Source organism: Halomonas sp. PAMB 3232, from assembly GCF_031954225.1.
GTDB lineage: Bacteria > Pseudomonadota > Gammaproteobacteria > Pseudomonadales > Halomonadaceae > Vreelandella.
Genome location: NZ_CP134865.1, coordinates 3,485,775 through 3,511,255, shown reverse-complemented (window position 1 = coordinate 3,511,255; position 25,481 = coordinate 3,485,775). Strand labels below are relative to the sequence as shown.

Annotated in this window: 20 protein-coding genes and 4 tRNA genes; 19 read left to right on the top strand and 5 right to left on the bottom strand. The window is 61.9% G+C overall.

Going from position 1 to position 25,481, the window contains the following annotated elements:
* The first annotated feature begins 37 nt into the window (after window positions 1-37).
* The 3 genes from RN346_RS16165 (at window position 38) to RN346_RS16155 (ending at window position 3,176) form a co-directional block, all read left to right on the top strand.
* Window positions 38-286 (top strand): hypothetical protein, encoded by a 249-nt coding sequence (locus RN346_RS16165; RefSeq protein ID WP_311961700.1) that lies wholly within the window; start codon window positions 38-40, stop codon window positions 284-286.
* Window positions 279-1,826: a phospholipase D family protein gene (locus RN346_RS16160; RefSeq protein ID WP_311961699.1), complete on the top strand. Its 1,548-nt coding sequence runs from the start codon at window positions 279-281 to the stop codon at window positions 1,824-1,826. Before RN346_RS16165 ends, RN346_RS16160 begins: the two co-directional genes overlap by 8 nt.
* Before the next feature lie 141 nt (window positions 1,827-1,967).
* Window positions 1,968-3,176 carry an ABC transporter substrate-binding protein gene (locus RN346_RS16155; RefSeq protein ID WP_311961698.1) on the top strand — a complete coding sequence of 403 codons (1,209 nt, stop codon included), beginning with the start codon at window positions 1,968-1,970 and terminating at the stop codon, window positions 3,174-3,176.
* 76 nt (window positions 3,177-3,252) lie between these two features.
* On the opposite strand, the gene RN346_RS16150 is transcribed toward RN346_RS16155, so the two are convergent.
* The 5 genes from RN346_RS16150 to typA form a co-directional block, all read right to left on the bottom strand.
* Window positions 3,253-4,563: a branched-chain amino acid ABC transporter permease gene (locus tag RN346_RS16150; RefSeq protein ID WP_311958919.1), complete on the bottom strand. Its 1,311-nt coding sequence runs from the start codon at window positions 4,561-4,563 to the stop codon at window positions 3,253-3,255.
* Window positions 4,563-5,567: a branched-chain amino acid ABC transporter permease gene (locus tag RN346_RS16145; RefSeq protein WP_311958918.1), complete on the bottom strand. Its 1,005-nt coding sequence runs from the start codon at window positions 5,565-5,567 to the stop codon at window positions 4,563-4,565. Before RN346_RS16145 ends, RN346_RS16150 begins: the two co-directional genes overlap by 1 nt.
* A 16-nt stretch (window positions 5,568-5,583) precedes the next feature.
* Window positions 5,584-6,330, bottom strand: a complete 747-nt coding sequence (locus RN346_RS16140) for an ABC transporter ATP-binding protein (protein ID WP_263585825.1) — start codon at window positions 6,328-6,330, stop codon at window positions 5,584-5,586.
* 42 nt (window positions 6,331-6,372) lie between these two features.
* Complete coding sequence (locus tag RN346_RS16135) at window positions 6,373-7,143, bottom strand: ABC transporter ATP-binding protein (RefSeq protein WP_311961697.1); 771 nt, start codon at window positions 7,141-7,143, stop codon at window positions 6,373-6,375.
* Window positions 7,144-7,462: 319 nt separating this feature from the next.
* Window positions 7,463-9,289 (bottom strand): translational GTPase TypA, encoded by a 1,827-nt coding sequence (gene typA, locus RN346_RS16130; protein ID WP_263585827.1) that lies wholly within the window; start codon window positions 9,287-9,289, stop codon window positions 7,463-7,465.
* 163 nt (window positions 9,290-9,452) lie between these two features.
* Here typA and RN346_RS16125 point away from each other — a divergent pair, with 163 nt between their 5' ends.
* From RN346_RS16125 to rpsG, 16 genes are all read left to right on the top strand, one after another.
* Window positions 9,453-10,436, top strand: a complete 984-nt coding sequence (locus RN346_RS16125; protein WP_311958916.1) for a biotin--[acetyl-CoA-carboxylase] ligase — start codon at window positions 9,453-9,455, stop codon at window positions 10,434-10,436.
* Window positions 10,433-11,272 carry a type III pantothenate kinase gene (locus RN346_RS16120; protein WP_263585829.1) on the top strand — a complete coding sequence of 280 codons (840 nt, stop codon included), beginning with the start codon at window positions 10,433-10,435 and terminating at the stop codon, window positions 11,270-11,272. The genes RN346_RS16125 and RN346_RS16120 overlap by 4 nt, the downstream gene beginning before the upstream one ends.
* A 130-nt stretch (window positions 11,273-11,402) precedes the next feature.
* Window positions 11,403-11,486 (top strand) — tRNA-Tyr (locus RN346_RS16115).
* Between the two features lie 94 nt (window positions 11,487-11,580).
* A tRNA-Gly gene (locus tag RN346_RS16110) sits at window positions 11,581-11,654 on the top strand.
* A gap of 31 nt (window positions 11,655-11,685) precedes the next feature.
* Window positions 11,686-11,760: transfer RNA gene (locus tag RN346_RS16105), tRNA-Thr, on the top strand.
* Window positions 11,761-11,904: 144 nt separating this feature from the next.
* Window positions 11,905-11,980, top strand: a tRNA-Trp gene (locus RN346_RS16100).
* Between the two features lie 72 nt (window positions 11,981-12,052).
* Window positions 12,053-12,436 (top strand): preprotein translocase subunit SecE, encoded by a 384-nt coding sequence (secE, locus tag RN346_RS16095; RefSeq protein ID WP_263585830.1) that lies wholly within the window; start codon window positions 12,053-12,055, stop codon window positions 12,434-12,436.
* Between the two features lie 8 nt (window positions 12,437-12,444).
* Window positions 12,445-12,978: a transcription termination/antitermination protein NusG gene (nusG, locus tag RN346_RS16090; RefSeq protein ID WP_263585831.1), complete on the top strand. Its 534-nt coding sequence runs from the start codon at window positions 12,445-12,447 to the stop codon at window positions 12,976-12,978.
* A 175-nt stretch (window positions 12,979-13,153) separates the two neighbouring features.
* On the top strand, window positions 13,154-13,585 hold the full coding sequence (gene rplK, locus RN346_RS16085; protein WP_263585832.1) for a 50S ribosomal protein L11: 432 nt from the start codon (window positions 13,154-13,156) through the stop codon (window positions 13,583-13,585).
* A gap of 2 nt (window positions 13,586-13,587) precedes the next feature.
* Window positions 13,588-14,280 carry a 50S ribosomal protein L1 gene (rplA, locus tag RN346_RS16080; protein ID WP_252105851.1) on the top strand — a complete coding sequence of 231 codons (693 nt, stop codon included), beginning with the start codon at window positions 13,588-13,590 and terminating at the stop codon, window positions 14,278-14,280.
* Between the two features lie 310 nt (window positions 14,281-14,590).
* Entirely contained in the window at window positions 14,591-15,097 is a 507-nt protein-coding gene (gene rplJ, locus RN346_RS16075; protein WP_263585833.1) for a 50S ribosomal protein L10, read from the top strand.
* A gap of 91 nt (window positions 15,098-15,188) precedes the next feature.
* A complete protein-coding gene (gene rplL / locus RN346_RS16070; RefSeq protein WP_263585834.1) occupies window positions 15,189-15,560 on the top strand; it encodes a 50S ribosomal protein L7/L12 in 372 nt (123 codons plus the stop codon).
* Between the two features lie 329 nt (window positions 15,561-15,889).
* Window positions 15,890-19,966: a DNA-directed RNA polymerase subunit beta gene (gene rpoB, locus RN346_RS16065; RefSeq protein ID WP_263585835.1), complete on the top strand. Its 4,077-nt coding sequence runs from the start codon at window positions 15,890-15,892 to the stop codon at window positions 19,964-19,966.
* Between the two features lie 10 nt (window positions 19,967-19,976).
* Window positions 19,977-24,191, top strand: a complete 4,215-nt coding sequence (rpoC, locus tag RN346_RS16060) for a DNA-directed RNA polymerase subunit beta' (RefSeq protein WP_311958915.1) — start codon at window positions 19,977-19,979, stop codon at window positions 24,189-24,191.
* 199 nt (window positions 24,192-24,390) lie between these two features.
* Window positions 24,391-24,765 (top strand): 30S ribosomal protein S12, encoded by a 375-nt coding sequence (gene rpsL / locus RN346_RS16055; RefSeq protein ID WP_263585837.1) that lies wholly within the window; start codon window positions 24,391-24,393, stop codon window positions 24,763-24,765.
* A gap of 116 nt (window positions 24,766-24,881) precedes the next feature.
* Window positions 24,882-25,352: a 30S ribosomal protein S7 gene (gene rpsG / locus RN346_RS16050; protein WP_252105857.1), complete on the top strand. Its 471-nt coding sequence runs from the start codon at window positions 24,882-24,884 to the stop codon at window positions 25,350-25,352.
* Window positions 25,353-25,481 lie beyond the last annotated feature (129 nt).

Genomic DNA, 25,481 nt, shown 5'->3' with positions numbered 1-25,481 from the left:
CACCATATCATGCACGCCACTGTTTACGGAGAACTCCATGTACCCGTCCGGCATCGACGTACTGCGGGCGCTGGCGATCGGCTCCCAGGCGCTGGGGCTTACGCTGATCATCGCGCTGGAAACCGTCATGGGCAACGCCGCCCGCCCCTGGCAAGGCGTGGTGCTGGCCCTCATGCTCGTTTCCGCGCTGTTAATTGCGCTGGCTAGGCTCTACCGGCGCAACCGCCAGCGTAAAGAGGCGGATGCGCGCCGCGCGCGCCTGGAGGCGGGCACCAACGATGGCTAGCCGCCGGCCGTGGCTGGCCGCGCTTTTGGTGGTGGCGCTGGCGCTTGCCGGCTGCGTCGACGAGGACGTTCCCCGCGAGGCGCAGGTAGCGGTCGAGCGCGCCCAGGCCGAGGATACCTGGCTTGGCGAGCGGGTCGCCCGCGCGCTAAAGGGGCAGAGCGCGCCGGACGGCTTTGCGCTTCTGGCCAACGGCCAGCAGGCGTTCGAGACCCGGGTGGAACTCATCCACCGCGCCGAGCGCTCGCTGGATATCCAGACCTACCTGTTCGGCGACGGCCAGACCACGCGGCTGGTCATGGAAGAGCTGATCGAGGCCGCCGAGCGCGGCGTTCGGGTGCGCCTGCTGCTCGACGACATGGGGGCGATCGGCCAGGGCGAGCGGCTGGCCGCGCTTTCGAGCCATCCTCGTATCGAGGTGCGGGTGTTCAACCCGGTGGCCTTCGGCCGCGGCCATCTCGTCACTCGGGTGCTGGCCTCGTTCACCGCGCCCAAAACCCAGCACCGGCGCATGCACAACAAGCTCTGGATCGCCGACAACACCGTGGGCATCGTCGGCGGGCGCAACCTGGGCGACGAATACTTCGACGCCAACGAGTCGCTCAACTTCGCCGATCTGGACCTGGTCACGATCGGCCAGGTGGTGCCCGAGCTTTCGCAAAGCTTCGACGACTACTGGAATCACGCTCTCGCCCAGCCGATCGCACGCTACCATTCGGTTGAGGCGAGCGCCTGGCAGCCCTTCGCCGATGAGCTCGACCGCTGGCTCGACGACAACGCCGAGGCCGACTACCTCGTCCGGCTGCGCGAGTCGCCCTCCGAGGCGCCGCCCTGGCGCACGCTTTTCTGGGGCAGCGCCCAGGCGTTCTGGGACAGCCCGGACAAGATCCACTCCGACGGCGCGCCCCACTGGCAGGCAACGCTTCTGGGCGGGCTTTTGCGCCACGCCGAAAGCCGCGAGCGGCTGGTGATGATCTCGGCCTACTTCGTGCCCACCGAGGCCGGCGTTGAGCGGCTGGAGGCGCTGGCAGGCCAGGGCGTGGCCATCGATATCATCACCAATTCGCTTGCGTCCACGGATGCCGCCGTGGTGCACGGCGCTTACATGCCCTGGCGGGCGCGGCTCATCGAGAGCGGCGTGCGCCTTTTCGAGCTGCGCCCGGAGCAGGAGGCGAGCGGCAATGCCACCGCGGAGGAGATGCGCGTACCCGGCGCCTCCGCCTCGGCGCTACACATCAAGGCGCTGGGTTTCGATGATCAGGTGTTTATCGGCTCGTTCAACGTCGACCCCCGCTCGGTGTTCTGGAATACCGAGGTGGGCGTGCTGGTCGAAAGCGACGGGCTACGAGAGGCTTTCGACGAACTGGTCGAGATTGGGCAGCAGCCAACGATCAGCTACCGCGTCACCCTCGAGGATGGCGCGCTGGGGTGGGCGTACGAGCACGAAGGCGAACGCCGGCGCGCTGAGGAGGAGCCCGGCAGCTGGTGGCGTCACGCCAACGCCTGGTTCAGTCGAACCTTCCATCTGGAACCCTTGCTGTAGCGCCAGCGCCTATACATGCGCCAGGCCCGCGCCGTTAAGAAGCGTTAGAAAAGGAGCTTGTATTTTCGACCCGGCGGTTTCAAATTGATACCAGCGCGAGCGACAGCCTGCGCGATTCAAATACCGGGAGCGACGAATAACATGATCAAAAAACGCACACTCGCCGCCGCCATCGCGGCGTCCTCTCTTGCCTTGACCGCCACCGCTCAGGCCGAGGTCAAAATCGGCTTTTTGGGCGGTTTCACCGGCGGTATCGAAAGCCTGACGCCGCCGATCTTCGAAGGCGCACAGCTGGCCGTGGCCCAGATCAACGAGCAGGGCGGCATTCTGGATGGCGAAACGCTTTCAATGCCGTCCGGCGATACCACCTGTTCTGACGCCTCGGCGGCCTCCAACGCCGCCGACCGTATGGTCAACTCCGAAAACGTCACTGCGATCGTCGGCGCGCTTTGCACCGGCGCGACCATCGCCGCGGCCAACAACGCCGCGATCCCGGGTGGGGTGGTGATGGTCTCGCCGGCCTCCACGGCGCCGGCGGTCACCGAGCTCGACGACAACGATCTGGTGTTCCGTACCGTGCCGTCCGACGCCTTCCAGGGTGAAATGCTCGCCAAGCTGCTGCTCGAAAAGGGCATCGACGTGGTCGCGGTCACCTTCGTCAACAACGACTACGGCCAGGGGCTGTCCGACGCCTTCAGCACGGCGTTCGAAGCTGGCGGCGGCGAGATCACCGACAACCTCGCGCACGAGGACAACCGTGCCGACTACCGCTCTGAGCTCGGTGCGCTCTCCGCCGGCGGCGCCGACACGCTGGTCGTGCTGGCCTATGCCGATACCTCGGGCCAGACCGTACTGCGCCAGGCGTATGAAAGCGGCATGTTTACCCAGTACGTGGGCGCCGACGGCATGGTCGGCGATAGTCTGGTGGAAGCGATCGGCGCCGACGTGCTCGACGGCATGATCGCCACGCGCCCGGGCAGCCCGGATCTACCCGGCACCGAGATCTTCGAGAGCGCCGCTAATGATGCTGGCTTCGACCCCAGCGCCGTATTTGCCGCCCAGGCCTACGACGCCGCCTTCCTGCTGGCGCTGGCCATCGAGCAGAACGGAAGCGCCGAGCGCGAAGGTTTGAGTGAGGCGCTGCGCAGCGTCTCGAGCGCCCCTGGCGAGGTCATCCTGCCCGGCGAGTGGGAGAAGGCTGTGGAGCTGATTGCCGCGGGCACCGAGATCAACTACGAAGGTGCCTCCGGCTCGCACGAGTTCGACGATAACGGCGACGTCCCTGGCGTGGTGGTCGAAATGGCGGTGGAAGACGGTAGCTTCGTGACCAAGGGTCAGCTCGACTTGTAAGCCGCAAGGCGTGGAAGCCTTGTAAAACAAACGCCCCGGGCCGAAAGCCCGGGGCGTTTTTCGTGGTGGCCGGTGCTTAGCCGTGGGTCTTGATGTTCTCCGGCAGCAGCCCCTTGGGGGCGAAGCGCAGCACGATCGTGATCAGCATGCCAATCACCAGTACGCGGGCCTGCAGCGCGCGGCTGTCCAGGTTGCTGGGCATCTCCCAGCCCGCACCTTCGCCGATACTCGTCACCAGCTCCATGACGTAGAGCGCCAGCGGCTCGGACATGATCCAGATGATGTACACCGCTACGGCGCCGAAGATCGTGCCCAGGTTGTTGCCGGGCCCGCCGAGAATCACCATTACCAGCACCAGAAAGGTGTGATTCAGCGGCAGATACCCCTGGGGGTCGAAGAGGCTGTTGAAGGTGCCCAGCACGCCGCCGCCCAGACCCATCAGAATGCAGCCCAGCACGAAGATTTCGAGGCGGCGTTTGTTGATGTCCTTGCCCATGGCCGCCGCGGAGACTTCGTTGTCACGAATGGCGCGAATCATCCGTCCCCAGGGGGCGTGGTAGGCGCGGTGGAGCAAAAAGAAGATCGCCGCGATGATCACCGCGGTCAGCGATAGATAGATCGCCCGCGACAGCGTGAAGCCGAGCTCGGCAGGCCCCGGCGTCGGCCAGGGCAGCGGCGAGACCGTGGCGGTGCCGCGGGTCAGCCAGTCGGAGTTTTTCAAAAACGCCTTGATGATCTCGGCGATACCGAGGGTGGCGATCGCCAGGTAGTCGCTTCGAAGCCCGAGACAAATATGGCCGATGAAGTAGCCCACGCCGCCGGCAAGCGCGCCGCCGACGATCCAGCCCGTCCAGGGCGGCAGGCCGAAACCGCCGACGAAGCCGGCGCGGGCCTGAATCTCGCCGGTCACCTCACGAAGCATGCTGATCACGGTGAGATAAAGCACTACCGCCACCACCACGGTGACCACGGTGCGCAGCCGTTTGGGCATGCCGAAACGGTCGAGCCGGCTCACGCCGACCACCAATAGCACCGCGGCGATGCCGTAAAGCAGCACGCGGCCAAGCTCGAAGGGAAGCTCCGTGCCCCAGAAAGCGTCGTTGACCGGCACGCTAAAGAGCATGGCGCTAAAGCCGCCAAGGGCCACGAAGCCCATGACGCCGGCGTTGAACTGCCCGGCGTAGCCCCACTGAATGGTCAGGCCGAGCGCCAGAATGGCGTAGCAGGCCGCCTCGACCAGCATGCGCGTACTGTAGGCCGCGCCCATCAGCGCGTAGACGCCGAGCACCGCGACCAAAAGCGCGGCGAACAGCACCACCTCGCGCAGCGGGAAGCGCCGCGTGACGGTGGCATCGCGGGGCGTATAGGAGGAGGTTTTATCGTTCATTAGATCACCTTGCCCTTGAAGAGCCCCGTGGGGCGCCAGATCAGAATCGCCACGAGAATGAAAAACGGCACCACGATCTTGTACTCAGTGCCCACGAAGGCGAGATTCGACGGAAGCTCCAGCCACTCGGGCAGGCGCTCCTGAAACGGGCGCAGCAGCACGTTCCAATTGAACACCGCCAGGGTCTCTGCAAAGCCCACCACGAAACCGCCGGCGATCGCCCCGTAGGGATGGCCCACCCCGCCGACGATGGCGGCGGCGAAGATCGGCAGCAGCAGAAAGAAGCTCAGATCCGGCTTGAAGGTCACATCCAGTGACAAAAGCGTGCCGGCAATCGCCGCCAGGCCGCCGGCGATTATCCAGGTGACCGCCACGATGGTGTTGGTGTTGATACCCGAGGCCTGAGCGAGCTCCGGGTTGTCCGACATGGCGCGCATCGCCTTGCCCAGCCGCGAGCGGTTCAAGAACACCGCCAGCGCCACGACCGCCACCACCGTGATCACGAACAGATAGAGCTGCGGTTCGGTCACCACGATGGGGGCTCGGGCGCCTTCGAAAGGCAGCCCCAGCCGGAAAATCTCCTTACGGTCATCGACATACAGGCTCTGGCCGCCGGTGCCGGCGAACAGGCGGATCAACCCCTGCAGCATCAGCGTCACCCCGAGGGAGCCGATGACCATGACGATAGGCTTGACCCCGTGAGCGCGCAGTGGCTTGTAGAACGCCTTATCGATACCGACGGCGAGCAGGGCAGTGAGCGCCATGGCCAGCGGCAGCATGATCAGCGCGGTGGGCACGCCGATGCTGGCGCCCGCGGCGGGAAAGGCCGACGCGAGCAGCAGCACCATGAAGGCGCCGAAGGTCATCATGTCGGCGTGGGCGAAGTGAGCGAAGCGCATGATGCTGAAAATCAGCGTCACGCCGATCGCCCCAATGGCGTAGATCGACCCGGTGACGCTGCCGGCGATCAGGACGTTATTGATGAAAAAGACCAGTTCGTTCACGAGTATCTCCCCCGGGCTAGCCGCCCAAAAAGCTCTTGGCGACATCCGGGTCGGCCAAAAGCGCCGCCCCCGTATCGGTAAAGCGGTTCTGGCCGGCGGCCAGCACGAAGCCCTTGTCGGCGATGGCGAGCGCCTGCTTGGCGTTCTGCTCGACCATCAAAATGCCGACGCCGGCGGCGTTGATCTTCTTTACCCGATCGAAGATCTCGTTCATGTAGAGCGGTGAGAGCCCGGCGGTGGGCTCGTCGAGCAGCAGGAGTGTGGGCTCGGCCATCAGCGCGCGGCCCATGGCGACCATCTGGCGCTGGCCACCGGAGAGCTCGCCGGCGGGTTGGCGGCGCTTGTCCTTGAGCGGTGGGAAGAACTCATAGACCTGCTCGAGCATGCGCTTGACGTTGTGCGGCTTCAAATACGCGCCCATCTCCAGATTCTCCTGCACCGAGAGGCTCGGGAAGACGTTCTTCTCCTGGGGGACGAAGCCCATGCCGCGCTTGACCAGCTGGTTCGGCGCCAGGTTCTGGATCGGCTCGCCGCCCAGCAGGATCTCGCCCTGATTGACGTTCAAAAGGCCGAACACCGCCTTCAACATGGTGGACTTGCCGGCGCCGTTGGGGCCGACGATCACGCCGACCTCATCGGCGTAGAGGGTCATGTCGACCCCGTTCAAGATGTTCATACTGCCGTAGCCGCCGTGCACGTCGCGCGCGTCCAGAAGCGGCGCGGCGCTGGCCGCCGGCGAGGGGGGTGACGCATCGTTGGACATGATCGAAAAGTCTCGAAAGAGTGTGTTGTTGTTGGCACCGCGCTAAGCGGCATCGCTGCCGAAATAGGCCTCGATCACCTCGGGATTTTGCTGGATCGCCTCGATCGAACCCTCGACCATGACGCTGCCCTGGGCCAGCACGATGACCGGGTCGCACAGCCGGCTGATCATCTCCATGTCGTGCTCGATGACCAAAAAGGTGTAGCCCATTTCGCGGTTGAGCCGCTCGATGTTGCCCATCAGATCGCCCAAGAGCGTGCGGTTGACCCCGGCGGCGATCTCGTCGAGCAGCACCACTTTCGCGTCGGTCATCATGGTGCGGCCAAGCTCGAGAAGCTTTTTCTGCCCGCCGGAAAGGTTGCCCGCCAGCTCGTTTCTCACGTGATGCAGGCCCACAAACTCGATCACCTCCAGCGCCCGGCGGCGCACCTCGTCTTCCTCGTGGCGCACCAGCCCCGGCTTGAACCAGGTGTTGAACAAACGCTCGCCGGCCTGGCGCGGCGGCACCATCATCAGGTTCTCCAGCGCGCTCATCTGGCTGAACTCGTGGGCGATCTGGAAGGTGCGCAGTAATCCCTTGTGAAAGCGGGCGTCGGCGGGAAGCGGGGTGATCTCTTCGCCGTCGAGCAGGATACGGCCACTGTCCGGGACGAGAGAGCCCGCGATCAGGTTGAAAAGCGTCGATTTGCCCGCCCCGTTGGGGCCGATCATGCCGGTGATGGAGCCTTTTTCGACCTTGATCGAGCAGTCGTTGATGACGTGTAGCCCGCCGAAGGCCTTGTTGACGTGTTGTACTTCGATAATCGGGGTCATGGTGTCCTCTTGCCAGGGAAGGCAGCTGCCCGGCCATTGCCTGGCCCTTGAAAGGGCGGCGCCGGCGCGGCGACACGGCTTGTGTGCGGGAGCGTCCCTGTGGGTGTCGGCTCGGATCGCGATCCAAACACCTGTATGAATTGTAGGATAGCCGAGTTCTTGGGCGCGGTTCGCATCCTACTTTGCGACAGAACGGGTCCGCTTTCCAGCCCCCTTGCGTTTAGGCTGCGTTAATCAGGACGTTAAATGCGCGCGAGCCCAAACGCCGGGCACAAAAAAAAGCCCGCGCGGTGGCGGGCTTTTCAGACGAGCGGCGGGCTTATTTCTTGCCGGCGCGCTTACGCTCGTTTTCGGTCAGGTGCTTCTTGCGCAGACGGATATGCGACGGGGTCACTTCCACCAGTTCGTCGGAGTCGAGGAATTCGATCGCCTGCTCCAGGGTGAACTTGATCGGCGGCGTCAGCACGATGTTTTCATCGTTACCGGTGGAGCGCATGTTGTCGAGCTTCTTACCCTTGGTCGGGTTCACGACCATGTCGTTGGCGCGGTTGTTGATACCGATCAGCATGCCTTCGTAAACTTCGGTGGCGTGATCGATGATCAGCTTGCCGCGCTCCTGCAGGGTGTAAAGCGCATAAGAAAGCGCCTTGCCGCCGACCATGGAGACCAGCACGCCGTTGCGACGCTCGATGGACGCGTCAGGCTTGAGCGGACCGTAGTGATCGAAGCGGCTGGTCAGGATGCCGGTGCCGGAGGTCAGGGTCAGAAACTGACCGCGGAAGCCGATCAGGCCACGCGCCGGGATGATGAAGTCCAGGCGCACACGGCCCTTGCCGTCCGGGTTCATGTTGGAGAGCTCGCCCTTGCGGTAGCCGAGCTCTTCCATGATCGCGCCCTGATGCTGCTCTTCGCAGTCGATGATGACTTCTTCGTAGGGCTCCTGCTTCTCGCCGTCGATCTCCTTGATGATGACCTCGGGGCGGCCAACGGCCAGCTCGAAGCCTTCACGGCGCATGGACTCGATGAGTACCGACAGGTGCAGCTCGCCACGACCGGAGACCTTGAACTTCTCCGGAGTTTCGCCCTGCTCGACGCGTAGCGCCACGTTGTGGATCAGCTCCTGCTCGAGGCGGTCACGAATGTTGCGGCTGGTAACGTACTTGCCGTCCTTGCCGGCAAACGGCGAGTCGTTGACCTGGAAGGTCATGGAGACGGTCGGCTCGTCGACGGTCAGCGGCGGCAGCGCTTCGACGGCGTTCTGGTCGCACAGCGTATCGGAGATCGCCAGATTTTCGATACCGGTGATGCAGACGATGTCGCCGGCGGTGGCTTCGTCGGTCTGCACGCGCTCAAGACCCATGTGGGTCATCACCTGGCCGATCTTGCCCTTACGGGTATTGCCTTCCTTGGTGATCACGCTGATCTGCTGGCCGGGCTTGACGCTACCGCGCTTGATGCGGCCAAGACCGATGACGCCAACGTAGCTGTTGTAGTCGAGCGCGGAGATCTGCATCTGGAACGGACCGTCGATTTCGACCTTGGGCGGCTCGACGATGTTGACGATCGACTTGAACATCGGGTCCATGCTCTCTTCGAGCGCGTCCGGCTCCATGCCGGCGATGCCGTTGAGCGCCGAGCAGTAGATGATCGGGAAGTCGAGCTGCTCGTCCGAGGCGCCGAGATTGTCGAACAGATCGAAGATCTGGTCGATGACCCAGTCCGGGCGCGCGCCGGGGCGGTCGATCTTGTTGACCACGACGATCGGCTTCAGGCCCTGGGCGAAGGCCTTCTGGGTCACGAAGCGGGTTTGCGGCATCGGGCCGTCGACGGCGTCGACCAGCAGCAGGACCGAGTCCACCATCGACATGACGCGCTCGACTTCGCCACCGAAGTCGGCGTGCCCGGGGGTGTCGACGATGTTGATGTGGTAGTCCGTACCCTTGTCATCCTGCCACTTGATAGCGGTGTTCTTGGCCAGGATGGTGATACCGCGCTCCTTCTCCTGGTCGTTCGAATCCATGATACGCTCCTGGCCTTCGGCCTTACGATCAAGCGTACCGGATTGACTCAACAGCTTGTCGACCAGGGTAGTCTTACCGTGGTCAACGTGGGCGATAATGGCAATGTTACGAAGATTCTCGATCACGACGCGATCCTGCTGGAAAAATAGGGCGGCATTATAGGGTCTGGGGTGGGGCGACTACCAGCGCTGTCTTAAATAAAGAGGCAAGTCAATAACCCAATGGCGGCAGTTTTCGCTGCCTGGGCGCATCCGGTAAGATAGGCGTTTTCCCAACCAGGGCAAGGACATGACCATCGGTAACCTGATGCGTTTGTTAAGCGATGGCGACGTCCATTCCGGTGAGGCGCTCGGCCAGGCGCTGGGCGTTTCCCGCGCCGCGGTATGGAAACAGCTCAAGAAGCTCGACGCCATGGGCGTGGAGCTGGTTGCGGTGAAAGGCCGCGGGTACCGTCTGGCCCAGCCGCTGGAGCCGCTGGACGGCAAGCGAGTGGTATCGGAGCTTCCCGCCGAGGCGCGCCATCTGCTGGCGCGCCTGTTCGTCGAGGACCAGCTTGCCTCGAGCAACGAGTATCTGCGCGCGCGCTTCGATCAGGGTGCCGGCCACGGCGAGGTGTGCCTGGTCGAGCTGCAAACCGCCGGGCGTGGGCGGCGCGGGCGGGTATGGTCCACGCCCTGGGGGCAGAGTCTGATGCTCTCGCTTGGCTGGCGCTTCGAGGCCGGGGTGGCCTCGCTTGAGGGGCTGAGCCTGGCGGTGGGCGTGGTGGTGGCTCAGGTGCTCGAGCGCCACGGGGTAACGCCCAAACTCAAATGGCCCAACGACGTGCTGCTTTCTGATAAAGGCGGCGAGCTCGGTAAGCTCGCCGGTATTCTGATCGAGGTGACCGGCGACGCCGCCGGCCCCTGCGAGGCCGTGATCGGCATGGGCATGAACCTCTTTTTGCCCCAAAGCCTGCGCGAGACGATCGACCAGCCGGTGGCTGCGCTTTTCGACGAGGTGCCGACGCTTTCACGCAATCAGCTCGCCGCCGAGGTCATCGCAGGGCTTCTGGCCATGCTTGCTGGCTTCGAGGAGCACGGCTTTGGCATCTGGCGCGACGAGTGGAACGCGCGCCATGCCTACAAGGGGCTTGGCGTGCGCGTCATCCAGGGCGCCCGAGAAAGCGAGGCGGTCGCCGGCGATGTCGACGACAGCGGCAATCTCTGGGTGAATGAAAGCGGCCAGACGCGGCGTTTGTCCGGCGGTGAGATCAGCGTGCGTAGGCGCCTATGATTCTGGATCTGGATATTGGTAACACGCTCTCCAAGTGGCGCCTGAAGGATGCCAATAGCAGCGAGATTCGCTCGCGCGGGGCCGTATGGACGCGCGAGGAGTGGCGCCCCGGCGCGGATATTCCGGATCTCGACGTGGTCGAGGCGGTGCGTATTTCAAGCGTCGCCCGCGCCGCAGTGCTCGACGACACGGTCAAGCTTTTGCGCCGCCAGGTGCGCCACGTCTTCGTCGCCAAATCGCTGCCCGAGTCGCTTGGGGTGATCAACGGCTACGACGAGCCGGGCAAGCTCGGGGTGGATCGCTGGATGGGGGCGCTGGCGGGCTACCAGCTCGCCGGCGGCTGCTGCGCGGTGGACTGCGGCAGCGCCATCACCGTGGATTTCGTGCTCCCCGGAGGGATGCATCTGGGCGGCTTTATCATCCCCGGGCTCAGGTTGATGAAAGAGAGCCTGCAGCTTGGCACGCGCAACGTGGCGATCGACCCGGACAGCGAAGCCGAGGCGCTGCTGGAGCCTGGCCGGCGCACGGTGGATGCGGTCAACCACGGCATTTATATGGCGGCGGTCAGCGCAATCAACCGGGTGTATAGCGAGGTGTGTGACCAGCAGGGCGTCACGCTGCCCATGCTTCTGACCGGCGGCGATGCGCGGGTGATCTCCCGCGGGGTGCGTGTGCCTCACGCGGTGTGGCCGGACATGGTGTATGGCGGGCTGGAGGCGAGTTTTCCGCTCACCTTTGCCGAGCGCGCTGGCCGCATGGCCGGGGCGCCAAGGGTGCCCGAGCCGGTGGCGTTGGAAAAAATTCGCGCGGCGCTTGCTTTTTCCATGCTGCTTTGACAGAATGCAGCGCGTTCCAAGGCAGTGCGGCCCGTGAAAGCGGCGTACGCTGAGTCAAAAGCTTTGATAAATTAAGTAGCTATCTGGCTTGACACTGTTTTGGAGGCTGGCATAATGTGCCGCCACAGCTGGAGAGGTTCCCGAGTGGCCAAAGGGAGCAGACTGTAAATCTGCCGCGAAAGCTTCGAAGGTTCGAATCCTTCCCTCTCCACCAGTTTTACGGCAGCGTTGATTTTGCTGCTGGAGTTGAAAGCCGCAAGGCGTGTTTTTCGGTTGAGCTTGCCGGTTTTTGATTCATGTTTGATCAAGCGGGCGTAGTTCAATGGTAGAACCTCAGCCTTCCAAGCTGATGGTGCGGGTTCGATTCCCGCCGCCCGCTCCAGTCAAGCGCTGTTGGTTGTAGTGCAAGTTAAGCTCATGTAGCTCAGGGGTAGAGCACACCCTTGGTAAGGGTGAGGTCGACGGTTCAATTCCGTCCATGAGCTCCATATTTCGAAAAAGCGGGCATTGCTCGCTTTTTTTGTCTTGTCGCCGCGCGATGCGGTAGACGACGTTTGGGGTTGTCACGGTGGCGGTTCTTCGCTATCATGCTGCCCGCTGTAGCGCAGGTGTGCAACTGCACACGATGATACAGGCCAGTGGCTCAATTGGCAGAGCAGCGGTCTCCAAAACCGCAGGTTGGGGGTTCGAGTCCCTCCTGGCCTGCCAACCTTCCCCAGGTTGGTATGTCTTTTTCAAGAATTCCAAGTTGCTTGCTGCACCCTGAGGAGTCTCGTTTTCATGAAGCCTAGTTCCGTAAAACCTGGCGCCGAGGTGCAACAATCACGTCACGATGGCCTCAAGTGGGTAGCCGTCGCGGCGCTGCTTGTCGTTGCCGTTGTGGGTAACACGTATTTTGCCGATGTCGCCTTGCTCTACCGGGTGCTGGGTGTCGTGCTTTTGTGCGCCGGCGCCGGCCTCATTGCGCTGACCACGACCAAGGGTCGCGCGCTGGTCGAGCTTGCGGTTAGCGCCAAGAAAGAGATTCAGCGGGTCGTTTGGCCCACGCGCGCCGAAACCATTCAGACCACCGCCATCGTGCTGGTAGCCGTCATGGTCGTTGGTCTTATGCTCTGGTTGATCGACACGCTTCTTGGCTGGGCAATGTCCGGCGTCATTGGTTAGGAGTTTTCATGTCCAAACGTTGGTATGTCGTCCACGCCTATTCCGGCTTTGAAAAGCACGTGATGCGCTCGCTCATCGAGCGGGTAAAGATGTATGGCATGGAAGACCGCTTCGGCGAAATTTTGGTGCCAACGGAAGAAGTGGTCGAAATGCGCGACGGCAAGCGCCGCAAGAGTGAGCGCAAGTTCTATCCGGGCTACGTGCTGGTCGAGATGGAAATGGTCGACGAAACCTGGCATCTGGTCAACGAGACGCCTCGCGTGATGGGCTTCATCGGTGGCACCAAGGAGAAGCCGGCGCCGATTACCCCTCGCGAGGCGGACGCTATCCTGCATCGCGTCAAGGATGGCACCGACAAGCCGCGGCCGAAGACCATGTTCGAGCCGGGTCAGTCGGTTCGCGTTACCGACGGGCCGTTCGCCGACTTCAACGGCGTCGTCGAAGAAGTGAACTACGAAAAGAGCCGCCTGCAGGTCAGCGTGCTGATTTTCGGTCGCGCCACGCCCGTGGAGCTCGAGTTCTCCCAGGTCGAGAAGGACTAGCCAGATAAGGCTCGCTCTAAAAGATCCGGTCGAGATAACCGAGCAAGAAAGAGCAGGGTGGAAGAGGCCGGTCGTAAAGGCCGCGCGATAAAACGATTTTCATGTAAAACGGCTTTGGCCGTTTTACGTACACCGGGGAGCCGTCAGGCGTTATCACCCAACTGGAGTAATCACCATGGCCAAGAAAGTACAGGCTTATATCAAACTGCAGGTCGCTGCAGGTAAAGCCAATCCGAGTCCGCCCGTGGGCCCTGCACTGGGTCAGCACGGCGTCAACATCATGGAGTTCTGTAAAGCGTTCAACGCCGCGACTCAGGACATCGAGCCGGGCCTGCCGACGCCGGTCGTGATCACCGTTTATTCCGATCGTAGCTTCACGTTCGTCACCAAAACCGCGCCTGCCGCCGTGCTGCTGAAAAAAGCCGCTGGCATCAAGTCCGGTTCTGGCGTACCGAACAAGCAAAAAGTCGGTACCGTGACCCGCGAACAGCTCGAAGAGATCGCCCGCACCAAAGAGCCGGACATGACGGCTGCCGATCTTGACGCCGCCGTACGCACGATCGCTGGTAGCGCTCGTAGCATGGGCCTAAACGTGGAGGGTCTCTGATCATGGCTAAACTGTCCAAGCGCGCGCAGAACATTCGTGCCAAAGTAGACACCAAGAAAGCGTACTCTCTGGAAGAAGCGGTCAACCTGCTCTCCGAGCTCTCCACCGTGAAGTTCAAGGAGTCCGTGGACGTGGCGATCAACCTGGGCGTTGATCCGCGTAAATCCGACCAGGTCGTTCGTGGCGCCACCGTCATGCCCAACGGTACTGGCAAGGACGTACGCGTTGCCGTTTTCACCCAAGGTGCCAACGCCGATGCCGCTAAAGAAGCCGGCGCCGACATCGTGGGCATGGACGAGCTGGCCGAGCAGGTCAAAAAGGGCGTGATGGACTTTGACGTCGTCATCGCCTCGCCGGACGCCATGCGCGTCGTGGGCCAGCTGGGTCAGATCCTCGGCCCGCGCGGTCTGATGCCGAACCCGAAAGTCGGCACCGTGACCCCGGACGTCGCCACCGCGGTGAAGAACGCCAAGGCCGGTCAGGTACGCTTCCGTACCGACAAAAACGGTATTATCCACACCACGCTGGGTAAGATCGATTTTGAAGCGAGCGCCGTTGCCGGCAACCTGGAAGCGCTGGTCGCCGACCTCAAGCGTCTCAAGCCGAGCACGTCCAAGGGTATCTACTTCAAGAAAATGACCCTGTCCACTACCATGGGCCCGGGTATCACCATCGACCACTCTGCCTACGTCTAAGCGTCGTCGGAGTTCGATGGAAGGCGCGCCGGGCACTGCCCGGCGCGCCTGACAGAAGTAAGGCAAGAACTTTGCGGTCCCCCACGCACGCGTGGGGCGCCGTCAAAGACCGCAGGTGCCACACGGGGCAACGCCTCGATGGCTTAATCGCTCAAAGCGCCTGCGCAGATGGTGTGGCCGCCAGTTGGTTGATGCTTTTAAGCAGCGCTTGTCTGGTGAGCACCATCCCTACGGCTTTCGGGGAGCGGTTGGCTCCGGAAGAGATGGTAACCACCGGGCCTTGAAGGTCCGGCACGAAGGAGTGATCACTGTGCCACTAGCACTTGAAGGCAAGAAAGCGATTGTTGCCGAGGTGAGTGAAGCGGCCAAGGACGCACTCTCCGTCGTAGTTGCCGATTCTCGCGGCGTGACGGTCGGCAAAATGACCGACCTGCGCAAGCAAGCGCGCGAGAATGGCGTCCAGATCCGTGTTGTCCGCAACACGCTGGCACGCCGCGCCCTCGAGGGCACTCAGTGGGAGTGCCTGACCGAGAGCTTCGTTGGCCCGACTCTGTTGGCCTTCTCCACCGATCATCCGGGCGCTGCCGCTCGTTTGTTCAAGGAGTTCGCCAAGACCGAGCAGAACTTCGAAGTAAAAGCGCTGGCCTACGAAGGTGAGCTGATTCCGGCTGCCGATATCGACCGTCTGGCAACCCTACCGACTTACGACGAGGCAATCGCCAAGTTGATGTCGGTCATGAAAGAAGCCTCCGCTGGCAAGCTGGTTCGTACTCTGGCCGCTCTGCGCGACCAGAAGCAGGAAGCCGAAGCGGCGTAAACCGCTTCACCTGTTGGCAGCGTGAAGGCGCTGCGTGAACCGAGCAACGAATCCCGAGTCGCAAGACTCCCGCAAAGTTAGGAATGAAACAATGGCACTGTCCAAAGACGATATCATCAATGCTGTAGCCGACATGTCCGTAATGGAAGTTGTCGAGCTGATCGAAGCGATGGAAGAGAAATTCGGCGTATCAGCTGCTGCAGCTGTTATGGCTGGCCCGGCTGCTGGCGGCGAAGCTGCTGCTGAAGAGCAGACCGAGTTCGACCTGGTTCTGACCTCTGCTGGCGACAAGAAAGTCAACGTCATCAAGGCCGTTCGCGAAATCACCGGTCTTGGCCTGAAAGAAGCCAAGGGTGCCGTCGACGGCGCACCGGCCACGCTGAAAGAAGGCATGTCCAAGGACGACGCAGAAGCTGCGAAGACCAAGCTGGAAGAAGCAGGCGCATCCGTCGAGCTCAAGTAATTCTTGTGCCGGTGGCTTTACGCGCGGCGTAAGCTTCCACGGCTGGCGGCGGGCCCTCCCGCTGCCGGCCTTTTTCTGTTGTAGCTGGCATCAAACGCGCTGCCGTGTTATGCAGAAAGGCTGCCATAAGGGCAGCCACACAGTAAGACCGGTGTTTGGTATCGTCGTTAAAGGGTCTTATACCCGAATGAGCGTCCGATAACACTGTTATCTATCAAGATTTTTGACGGCGAGCTACCGATTTAGGAGCTTGCTGTCTGCGTCTGAAACGCCCGCGGGGCAGATGACCACGCATCGGCCACCCATGGTGAACAAGCTGGGGAATACAGATGGCTTACTCATATACTGAGAAAAAACGCATCCGCAAGGATTTCGGCAAACTGCCCCAAGTGATGGATGTGCCTTACTTGCTGGCGATCCAGCTTGATTCCTACTACGACTTTCTCCAGCAGGACCGTTCGCCTGACGAGCGTCACGAGGTCGGTCTGCATGCGGCGTTTAAGTCCGTCTTTCCGATCGAGAGCTTTTCCGGCAACGCCGCGCTCGAGTATGTCAGCTACCGCTTCGGCACGCCGGCGTTCGACGTAAAAGAGTGCCAGCTGCGCGGTGTCACCTACTCGGCACCGCTGCGTGTGAAGGTTCGCTTGATCATTTATGATCGCGACTCTTCCAATAAAGCCATTAAAGATATCAAAGAGCAAGAAGTCTACATGGGGGAAATCCCCCTGATGACCGAGAACGGTACCTTCGTCATCAACGGTACCGAGCGGGTAATCGTTTCCCAGCTCCACCGCTCACCCGGTGTGTTCTTCGATCACGACAAGGGCAAAAGCCACTCTTCTGGCAAGCTCCTTTACTCTGCTCGCGTGATTCCTTACCGCGGCTCCTGGCTCGACTTCGAGTTCGACCCGAAAGACAACGTGTTCGTGCGTATCGACCGTCGCCGCAAACTGCCGGCGTCGGTACTCATGCGTGCGCTTGGCATGAGCACCGAAGAGATCCTCGACGAATTCTTCGAGACCAGCAAGTTTCACATCGAGAAGTCTGGCTTCTCCGTGGAGCTCGTGCCGTCGCGTCTGCGCGGTGACACCGCCACCTTCGACATCAAGGATGGCAACGGTGAGCTGATCGTCGAGGAAGGCCGTCGTATCACCCAGAAGCACATCCGCCAGCTGGAAAAGGCCGGACTCGAGCGTCTGGAAGTGCCGATGGAGTACCTCTACGGCAAGACCCTGGCCAAGGATCAGATCGACGCCAAGACCGGCGAGCTGATCGTCAACTGCAACACCGAGATCACCCCGGAAGTGCTTGAGCGCATGGCCCAGGGCGGCATCACGCAAATCGAGACGCTCTACACCAACGATCTCGACTGCGGTTCGTTCATCTCCGACACCCTGAAGCTCGACACCACCGGGTCGCAGCTCGAGGCGCTCGTCGAGATCTACCGCATGATGCGCCCCGGCGAGCCGCCCACCAAGGAAGCCGCCGAGACGCTGTTCCACAACCTGTTCTTCACCGAAGATCGCTACGATCTCTCCGGTGTCGGCCGGATGAAGTTCAACCGCCGCCTGCGTCGCGACTCCGACACCGGCTCCGGCGTGCTGGACCGCAAGGACATCCTGGATGTACTGCGCGAGCTGATCAATATCCGTAACGGCTTTGGTGACGTTGACGATATCGATCACCTGGGCAACCGCCGTATCCGCTGTGTCGGCGAGATGGCCGAAAACCAGTTCCGCGTGGGCCTGGTGCGTGTCGAGCGTGCGGTCAAAGAGCGTCTGTCCATGGCGGAAAGCGAAGGCCTGATGCCGCAGGATCTGATCAACGCCAAGCCGGTCGCGGCGGCGGTGAAAGAGTTCTTCGGTTCAAGCCAGCTGTCACAGTTCATGGATCAGAACAACCCGCTTTCGGAAGTTACCCACAAGCGTCGTGTGTCCGCACTCGGCCCGGGTGGTCTGACCCGTGAGCGTGCAGGCTTCGAAGTACGTGACGTACACGCCACGCACTACGGTCGTCTGTGCCCGATCGAGACGCCGGAAGGTCCGAACATCGGTCTGATCAACTCGCTGGCCACCTACAGCCACACCAACAGCTACGGTTTCCTCGAGACGCCGTACCGCAAGGTGAACGCGGGTCAGGTGACGGACGATATCGTCCACCTGTCGGCGATCGAAGAGGGTGATTTCGTCATCGCCCAGGCATCGGCGGCGGTTGACGAGTCCAACAAGCTCAGTGATGACCTGGTTCAGGTGCGTCACCGCGGCGAGACTACTTTCATGCGTCCTGAGCAAGTGACGCTGATGGACGTGTCCCCGCGTCAGGTTGTATCGGTGGCCGCGGCCCTGATCCCGTTCCTCGAGCACGATGATGCCAACCGCGCCCTGATGGGTGCGAACATGCAGCGTCAGGCCGTTCCCACTCTGCGCGCCGACAAGCCGCTCGTGGGTACCGGCATGGAGCGCTTCGTTGCACGCGATTCCGGCGTGTGCGCCGTGGCGCGTCGTGGCGGTGTGATCGATTCCGTCGATGCGCGTCGTGTGGTGGTTCGGGTCAATGAAGACGAGATCATCGGCGGTGAAGCCGGGGTCGATATCTACAACCTGACCAAGTACACGCGTTCCAACCAGAACACCTGCATGAACCAGCGCCCGATCGTGCGCCCCGGCGACAACGTCGCCCGCGGCGACATCCTCGCCGACGGCCCGTCCGTCGACATGGGTGATCTGGCCCTCGGTCAGAACATGCGCATCGCGTTCATGCCCTGGAACGGCTACAACTTCGAGGACTCCATCCTGCTTTCCGAGCGGGTGGTCCAGGAAGACCGTTTCACCACGATCCACATCCAGGAGCTGACCTGTGTGTCGCGCGACACCAAGCTCGGCCCGGAAGAGATCACCTCGGACATCCCCAACGTCGGCGAGTCGGCGCTTGGCAAGCTGGACGAGGCGGGTGTCGTCTACATCGGCGCCGAAGTGGGCCCTGGCGACATTCTGGTCGGCAAGGTGACGCCGAAGGGTGAAACCCAGCTGACGCCGGAAGAAAAGCTCTTGCGTGCCATCTTCGGTGAGAAGGCAAGCGACGTTAAAGACACTTCCCTGCGTGCCCCGACCGGCATGAAGGGTACCGTCATCGACGTTCAGGTCTTCACCCGCGACGGCGTCGAGAAGGACTCCCGCGCGCTCTCCATCGAGCAGGAGCAGCTCGACGAAGTCCGCAAGGATCTTCAGGAGACCTACCGGATCGCCGAGGACGCCACGTTCGAGCGTCTCAAGCGCACCCTGGACGGCCAGGCGGTCAACGGCGGCCCGCAGCTCAAGAAGGGCGACGTGCTCGACGAGGCCTACCTGGAAGAGCTTCCGCGTCAGCAGTGGTTCAAGCTGCGCATGCAGGACGAGTCGTTCAACGAACTGCTCGCCCAGGCGGATGAGCAGCTCGAAAACCGTCGTAAAGAGATGGACGAGCGTTTCGAAGACAAGAAGCGCAAGCTCACCCAAGGCGACGACCTGGCGCCGGGCGTGCTCAAGATCGTCAAGGTCTACATGGCGGTCAAGCGTCGCATCCAGCCGGGTGACAAGATGGCCGGCCGTCACGGTAACAAGGGTGTCATCTCGGCGATCATGCCGATCGAGGACATGCCGTTCGACGAGAAGGGCGAGCCGGTCGATCTGGTGCTGAACCCCTTGGGCGTACCGTCGCGCATGAACGTGGGTCAGATCCTCGAAACCCACCTGGGGATGGCGGCACGCGGGCTTGGCGTGAAGATCGACGCGATGCTGCGCGATGCGCGCGGTCAGCAGCTGGCGGAAATTCGTGACTTCCTCGGCCAGGTGTACAACACCCCGGGTACGCGCCTCGAGGACATCGATTCGCTTTCTGATGACGAAGTCATCGCGCTGGCGAAGAACCTCAAGGGCGGTGTGCCGATGGCAACGCCGGTGTTCGACGGTGCCAAGGAGCACGAGATCAAGCACCTGTTGAAGCTTGCCGACATTCCCGAGTCCGGCCAGATGACGCTGTACGACGGACGTACCGGCGACAGCTTCGACCGTCCGGTGACCGTGGGCTACATGTACATGCTGAAGCTCAACCACCTGGTCGACGACAAGATGCACGCCCGTTCCACCGGTTCGTACTCGCTGGTGACCCAGCAGCCGCTGGGTGGTAAAGCGCAGTTCGGTGGCCAGCGCTTCGGTGAGATGGAAGTGTGGGCTCTGGAAGCCTACGGCGCGGCGTACACGCTACAAGAGATGCTCACCGTCAAGTCGGACGACGTCGAAGGCCGCACCAAGATGTACAAGAACATCGTGGATGGCGACCACACCATGCAGGCAGGCATGCCGGAGTCCTTCAACGTACTGGTGAAGGAAATCCGCTCGCTGGGCATCGATATCGAGTTAGAGAGCTAGGAGCTGTCCAATGAAAGATTTGGTGAAAGTACTCAAATCGCAGTCTCAGTCCGAAGAGTTTGATGCGATCAAGATTACCCTTGCGTCGCCGGACATGATTCGCTCCTGGTCGTTTGGCGAGGTGAAGAAGCCCGAGACCATCAACTACCGGACGTTCAAGCCCGAGCGTGATGGTCTGTTCTGCGCCAAGATCTTTGGCCCAGTGAAGGACTACGAGTGCCTGTGCGGCAAGTACAAGCGCATGAAGCACCGCGGCATCATCTGCGAGAAGTGTGGCGTCGAAGTGACCAAGGCGGCCGTGCGCCGTGAGCGCATGGGCCACATCGAGCTTGCGAGCCCGGTGGCGCACATCTGGTTTCTGAAGTCACTGCCCTCGCGCATCGGCATGTTCCTGGACATGACCCTGCGTGATATCGAGCGCGTGCTCTACTTCGAATCCTTTGTCGTGATCGACCCGGGCATGACCACGCTCGAGCGTGGTCAGCTTTTGAACGACGAGCAGTACTTCGAAGCCCTCGAAGAGTTCGGTGACGACTTCGATGCCCGCATGGGTGCCGAAGCCGTGCAGGAGCTTCTGAAAGACATCGATCTGGAAGAAGAGATCAACACGCTGCGCGAAGAGATTCCGCAGACCAACTCCGAGACCAAGATCAAGAAGCTCTCCAAGCGTCTGAAGCTTCTGGAAGCGTTCTACCACTCCGGCAACGCGCCGGCGTGGATGGTCATGGAAGTGCTGCCGGTGCTGCCGCCGGATCTGCGTCCGCTCGTCCCGCTGGACGGTGGCCGCTTCGCGACCTCGGATCTCAACGACCTTTACCGTCGCGTGATCAACCGTAACAACCGCCTGAAGCGCCTGCTCGACCTGAACGCGCCGGACATCATCGTGCGCAACGAAAAGCGTATGCTTCAGGAAGCGGTCGACGCGCTGCTGGATAACGGCCGTCGCGGCCGGGCGATCACGGGCTCCAACAAGCGCCCGCTGAAATCCCTTGCCGACATGATCAAGGGTAAGCAGGGTCGTTTCCGTCAGAACCTGCTGGGTAAGCGTGTCGACTACTCCGGTCGTTCGGTCATCACCGTCGGCCCGACCCTGCGTCTGCACCAGTGCGGTCTGCCGAAAAAGATGGCGCTCGAGCTGTTCAAGCCGTTCATCTACTCCAAGCTTCAGTCGCTGGGCCATGCGTCCACGATCAAGGCCGCGAAGAAGATGGTCGAGCGGGAGCTTCCGGAAGTGTGGGACATCCTGGCCGACGTCATCCGCGAGCACCCGGTACTCCTGAACCGCGCGCCGACGCTGCACCGTCTGGGTATCCAGGCGTTCGAGCCGCTGTTGATCGAAGGCAAGGCGATCCAGCTGCACCCGCTGGTGTGTGCGGCCTACAACGCCGACTTCGACGGCGACCAGATGGCGGTCCACGTACCGCTGACGCTGGAAGCCCAGCTCGAAGCCCGTGCGCTGATGATGGCGACCAACAACGTGCTGTCGCCGGCCAACGGCGAGCCGATCATCGTACCGTCGCAGGACGTTGTTTTGGGTCTTTACTACATGACCCGCGAAAAGATCAACGCCAAGGGCGAGGGCATGGTGTTCTCCGGCCTCAACGAGGTCGAGCGCGCTTTCGGTACGCAAACCGTTTCGCTGCACGCCCGCGTCAAGGTACGCCTTGATGAAGTCGTGATCGACGAAGAGACCGGCGAGCGCAGCGACAAGCGCTCCATTTACGACACCACCGTCGGGCGTGCGCTGTTGTTCCGCATTCTGCCGGAAGGCGTGCCGTTCGAGCTCATCGACAAACCGATGAAGAAAAAGGCGATCTCCGGGCTGATCAACGAGGTGTATCGTCGCTCCGGGCTCAAGCCCACGGTCATTTTCGCCGACCAGCTGATGTACACCGGTTTCCGCCTGGCGACCTGGTCGGGCGCGTCCATCGGCGTCAACGACTTCGTCATTCCGGATGCCAAGACCGAGATCGTCGACGCGGCGGAAGCCGAGGTCAAGGAGATCGAAGACCAGTTCTCCTCCGGTCTTGTGACCGCGGGCGAGAAATACAACAAGGTCATCGACATCTGGTCCAAGGCCAACGATAAAGTGGCCAAGGCGATGATGACGGGTATCTCGAAAGAGACCGTGATCGACCGCGACGGCAACGAAGTCGAGCAGGACTCGTTCAACAGCGTCTTCATCATGGCCGACTCCGGCGCCCGTGGTAGTGCCGCCCAGATCCGTCAGCTCGCCGGTATGCGTGGCCTGATGGCCAAGCCGGATGGCTCGATCATCGAAACACCGATCGTGGCCAACTTCCGTGAAGGCCTGAACGTACTGCAGTACTTCATCTCGACCCACGGCGCGCGTAAGGGTCTGGCGGATACGGCTCTGAAAACGGCCAACTCCGGTTACCTGACCCGTCGCCTGGTTGACGTGGCCCAGGATCTGGTGATCACCGAGACCGATTGCGGCACCGAAAACGGTCTGACGCTGCACCCGATCATCGAGGGTGGCGACATCATCGTACCGCTGTCTCAGCGCGTACTGGGTCGTGTCGTGGCGCTGGACGTCATCGATCCGAGCACCGAGGAAGTGCTGATCGCGCGTAACACGCTGCTCGACGAGAAGTGGTGCGCGGCCCTCGACACCATGGGTGTCGATGAAATCGTGGTGCGCTCGACCATTACCTGTGACACGCCGCACGGTGTGTGCTCGTCCTGTTACGGGCGCGATCTGGCCCGCGGTCACCAGGTCAACATCGGTGAGTCCGTCGGCGTCATCGCCGCGCAGTCCATCGGTGAGCCGGGTACCCAGCTGACCATGCGTACCTTCCACATCGGCGGCGCGGCCTCGCGTTCGTCTGCCGTGGACAGCGTTCAGGTCAAGCATGGCGGTAAGGTACGTCTGCACAACATCAAGCACGTCGAGCGCGCCGACGGCAAACTGGTCGTGGTGTCACGCTCCAGCGCCCTGGCCGTCGCCGACGACCACGGTCGCGAGCGCGAGTACTACAAGCTGCCCTACGGTGCCGAGCTTTCGGTACGCGACGGTGACGTCGTCGACGCCGGCGCGACAGTGGCCAAGTGGGACCCGCACACGCATCCGATCGTGGCCGAGGTGGAAGGTAAAGCGCAGTTCATCGACCTCGACGAGGGTGTCACCATGCACCGCTCCGTCGACGAGATGACCGGCCTTTCTTCCATCGAGGTAATCGAGTCCGCGGCGCGCCCGATGGCCGGCCGCGACAAGCGTCCGATGGTCATGCTGCAGGACGCCGCTGGCGAGTACGTGTCGGTCTCCGGTTCCAACACGCCGGTGCAGTACCTGCTGCCGGGTAACTCGATCATCTCCGTCGACGATGGTACCGCCATCGGCGTGGGTGAAGTCGTTGCCCGTATTCCGGTCGAGGCGTCCGGTAACAAGGACATCACCGGTGGTCTGCCGCGCGTAGCGGATCTGTTCGAAGCGCGTAAGCCGAAAGAGTCGGCGATTCTCGCCGAGATCAGCGGCGTGGTGAGCTTCGGCAAGGAGACCAAGGGCAAGCGTCGTCTGACGATCACCCCGGAATCCGGCGACCCCTTCGAGGCGCTGATTCCCAAGTGGCGTCAGATCGCCGTGTTCGAAGGCGAGACCGTCGAGAAGGGCGAGGTCATCTCCGATGGCCCGAGCAACCCGCACGACATTCTGCGTCTTCTGGGCGTGGCGGAGCTGGCCAAGTACATCACCGCCGAGGTGCAGGACGTTTACCGTCTGCAAGGTGTTGGCATCAACGACAAGCACATCGAAGTCATCGTGCGTCAGATGCTGCGCAAGGTCGAAATCACCGACTCCGGTGACTCCGACTTCATCACCGGTGACCAGGCGGAGCTTGTACGCGTACTCGAGCAGAACGAGCGCCTCGAGAAAGAGGGCAAGTTCCCGGCCAAGTACACGCGTCTGCTGTTGGGTATCACCAAAGCGAGCTTGGCGACCGAGTCGTTCATTTCGGCGGCCTCGTTCCAGGAAACCACGCGGGTACTCACCGAAGCGGCGGTCACCGGCAAGCGCGACTACCTGCGCGGTTTGAAAGAAAACGTCGTGGTGGGGCGTCTGATTCCGGCGGGTACCGGTTTGACCCACCACGCCGAGCGTCGTCGCAAGCGCGAAGACGTCGAGCGTCTGTTCAATCCCTCGGCGACCGAGGTCGAACAGGAGCTGGGTGCTCAGCTCACCGCTCTCGACACCGATGACGAGCTGTAATCAGCGTTAAGGTGGCGAGTCACGCGGTCGAGTGATTCACCAGGCGGTTGGCCTTGGGTACGCGGTTCTGCCGGCAAAACGCCGGCGGGACTTGACGAAGCCCAGGGTCAGCCATTAGAATGCGCAGCCTTTAACAGTGGGGTGGGTGCGCCCGCACCGCGAAAAAGGCCAAGGCAACCATTGGAGTCAGCTAAACACCATGGCAACGATTAATCAGCTAGTGCGCAAGCCGCGCAAGCGCCCCGTCACGAAAAGTGACGTGCCCGCGCTTCAGGCCTGCCCGCAAAAGCGCGGCGTTTGCACCCGCGTTTACACCACCACCCCGAAGAAGCCGAACTCGGCCCTGCGTAAGGTTTGCCGTGTGCGCCTGACCAACGGGTACGAAGTCTCTTCCTACATCGGTGGTGAAGGTCACAACCTGCAGGAACACTCCGTTGTTCTGATCCGCGGCGGTCGTGTAAAAGACTTGCCCGGTGTGCGTTATCACACCGTTCGCGGCGCGCTCGACACCTCCGGCGTTCAAAACCGTCGTCAGGGTCGTTCCAAGTACGGTACCAAGAAGCCGAAGTCCTAAGACTCGCGGTCTCTTTAATACGAATTTGCTGGTCTGATAAGAGTAAGGTCGGGCAACGCCACCAGGCGACCGTAAGCCCCGGGTTTACCTGAAGGATCCTTAATTGAGGGCTTATCATGCCTAGAAGAAGAGTTGTAGCCAAACGCGAAATCCTGCCGGATCCGAAGTTCGGAAGTGACCGCCTGGCGAAGTTCATGAACCACCTGATGGTCAGCGGCAAAAAGTCCGTAGCTGAGCGCATCGTATACGGTGCGTTGGACAGGGTTGCCGAGCGTAGTAATGAAGAGCCGCTGGAAATCTTCGACAAAGCGCTGGAAACCATTCAGCCGATGGTCGAAGTTAAATCGCGCCGCGTTGGCGGTGCGACCTATCAGGTGCCGGTTGAAGTTCGTCCGTCTCGCCGCCAGGCGCTGGCTATGCGCTGGCTGGTAGACGCTGCGCGTCGCCGCGGTGAAAAAACGATGGTTCAGCGCCTTGCAGGCGAAATGCTGGACGCCGCCGAAGGCAAGGGCTCCGCTGTCAAGAAGCGTGAAGACGTGCATCGTATGGCTGAAGCCAACAAGGCCTTCTCTCACTATCGTTTCTAAGCTCGGCGTTGCTGAGTGGGTTTCTTTTAACCCGTTGCGTGCGTTGTGCTTAAGCCGCGCCGCAACCCACCGCCGCTATCCCCTGATGGCGGCGGTGGCATAAAAGAAGTCGCAGGATCCAATAGCATC

What these genes read in the sequence shown, in the direction of transcription:
- RN346_RS16165 (WP_311961700.1), top strand. Translation starts at nt 38, where the DNA reads ATGTACCCGTCCGGCATCGACGTACTGCGGGCGCTGGCGATCGGCTCC.
- RN346_RS16160 (WP_311961699.1), top strand. Translation starts at nt 279, where the DNA reads ATGGCTAGCCGCCGGCCGTGGCTGGCCGCGCTTTTGGTGGTGGCGCTG.
- RN346_RS16155 (WP_311961698.1), top strand. Translation starts at nt 1,968, where the DNA reads ATGATCAAAAAACGCACACTCGCCGCCGCCATCGCGGCGTCCTCTCTT.
- RN346_RS16150 (WP_311958919.1), bottom strand. Translation starts at nt 4,563, where the DNA reads ATGAACGATAAAACCTCCTCCTATACGCCCCGCGATGCCACCGTCACG.
- RN346_RS16140 (WP_263585825.1), bottom strand. Translation starts at nt 6,330, where the DNA reads ATGTCCAACGATGCGTCACCCCCCTCGCCGGCGGCCAGCGCCGCGCCG.
- RN346_RS16135 (WP_311961697.1), bottom strand. Translation starts at nt 7,143, where the DNA reads ATGACCCCGATTATCGAAGTACAACACGTCAACAAGGCCTTCGGCGGG.
- RN346_RS16125 (WP_311958916.1), top strand. Translation starts at nt 9,453, where the DNA reads ATGACCATCGGTAACCTGATGCGTTTGTTAAGCGATGGCGACGTCCAT.
- RN346_RS16120 (WP_263585829.1), top strand. Translation starts at nt 10,433, where the DNA reads ATGATTCTGGATCTGGATATTGGTAACACGCTCTCCAAGTGGCGCCTG.
- secE (WP_263585830.1), top strand. Translation starts at nt 12,053, where the DNA reads ATGAAGCCTAGTTCCGTAAAACCTGGCGCCGAGGTGCAACAATCACGT.
- nusG (WP_263585831.1), top strand. Translation starts at nt 12,445, where the DNA reads ATGTCCAAACGTTGGTATGTCGTCCACGCCTATTCCGGCTTTGAAAAG.
- rplK (WP_263585832.1), top strand. Translation starts at nt 13,154, where the DNA reads ATGGCCAAGAAAGTACAGGCTTATATCAAACTGCAGGTCGCTGCAGGT.
- rplA (WP_252105851.1), top strand. Translation starts at nt 13,588, where the DNA reads ATGGCTAAACTGTCCAAGCGCGCGCAGAACATTCGTGCCAAAGTAGAC.
- rplL (WP_263585834.1), top strand. Translation starts at nt 15,189, where the DNA reads ATGGCACTGTCCAAAGACGATATCATCAATGCTGTAGCCGACATGTCC.
- rpoB (WP_263585835.1), top strand. Translation starts at nt 15,890, where the DNA reads ATGGCTTACTCATATACTGAGAAAAAACGCATCCGCAAGGATTTCGGC.
- rpoC (WP_311958915.1), top strand. Translation starts at nt 19,977, where the DNA reads ATGAAAGATTTGGTGAAAGTACTCAAATCGCAGTCTCAGTCCGAAGAG.
- rpsL (WP_263585837.1), top strand. Translation starts at nt 24,391, where the DNA reads ATGGCAACGATTAATCAGCTAGTGCGCAAGCCGCGCAAGCGCCCCGTC.
- rpsG (WP_252105857.1), top strand. Translation starts at nt 24,882, where the DNA reads ATGCCTAGAAGAAGAGTTGTAGCCAAACGCGAAATCCTGCCGGATCCG.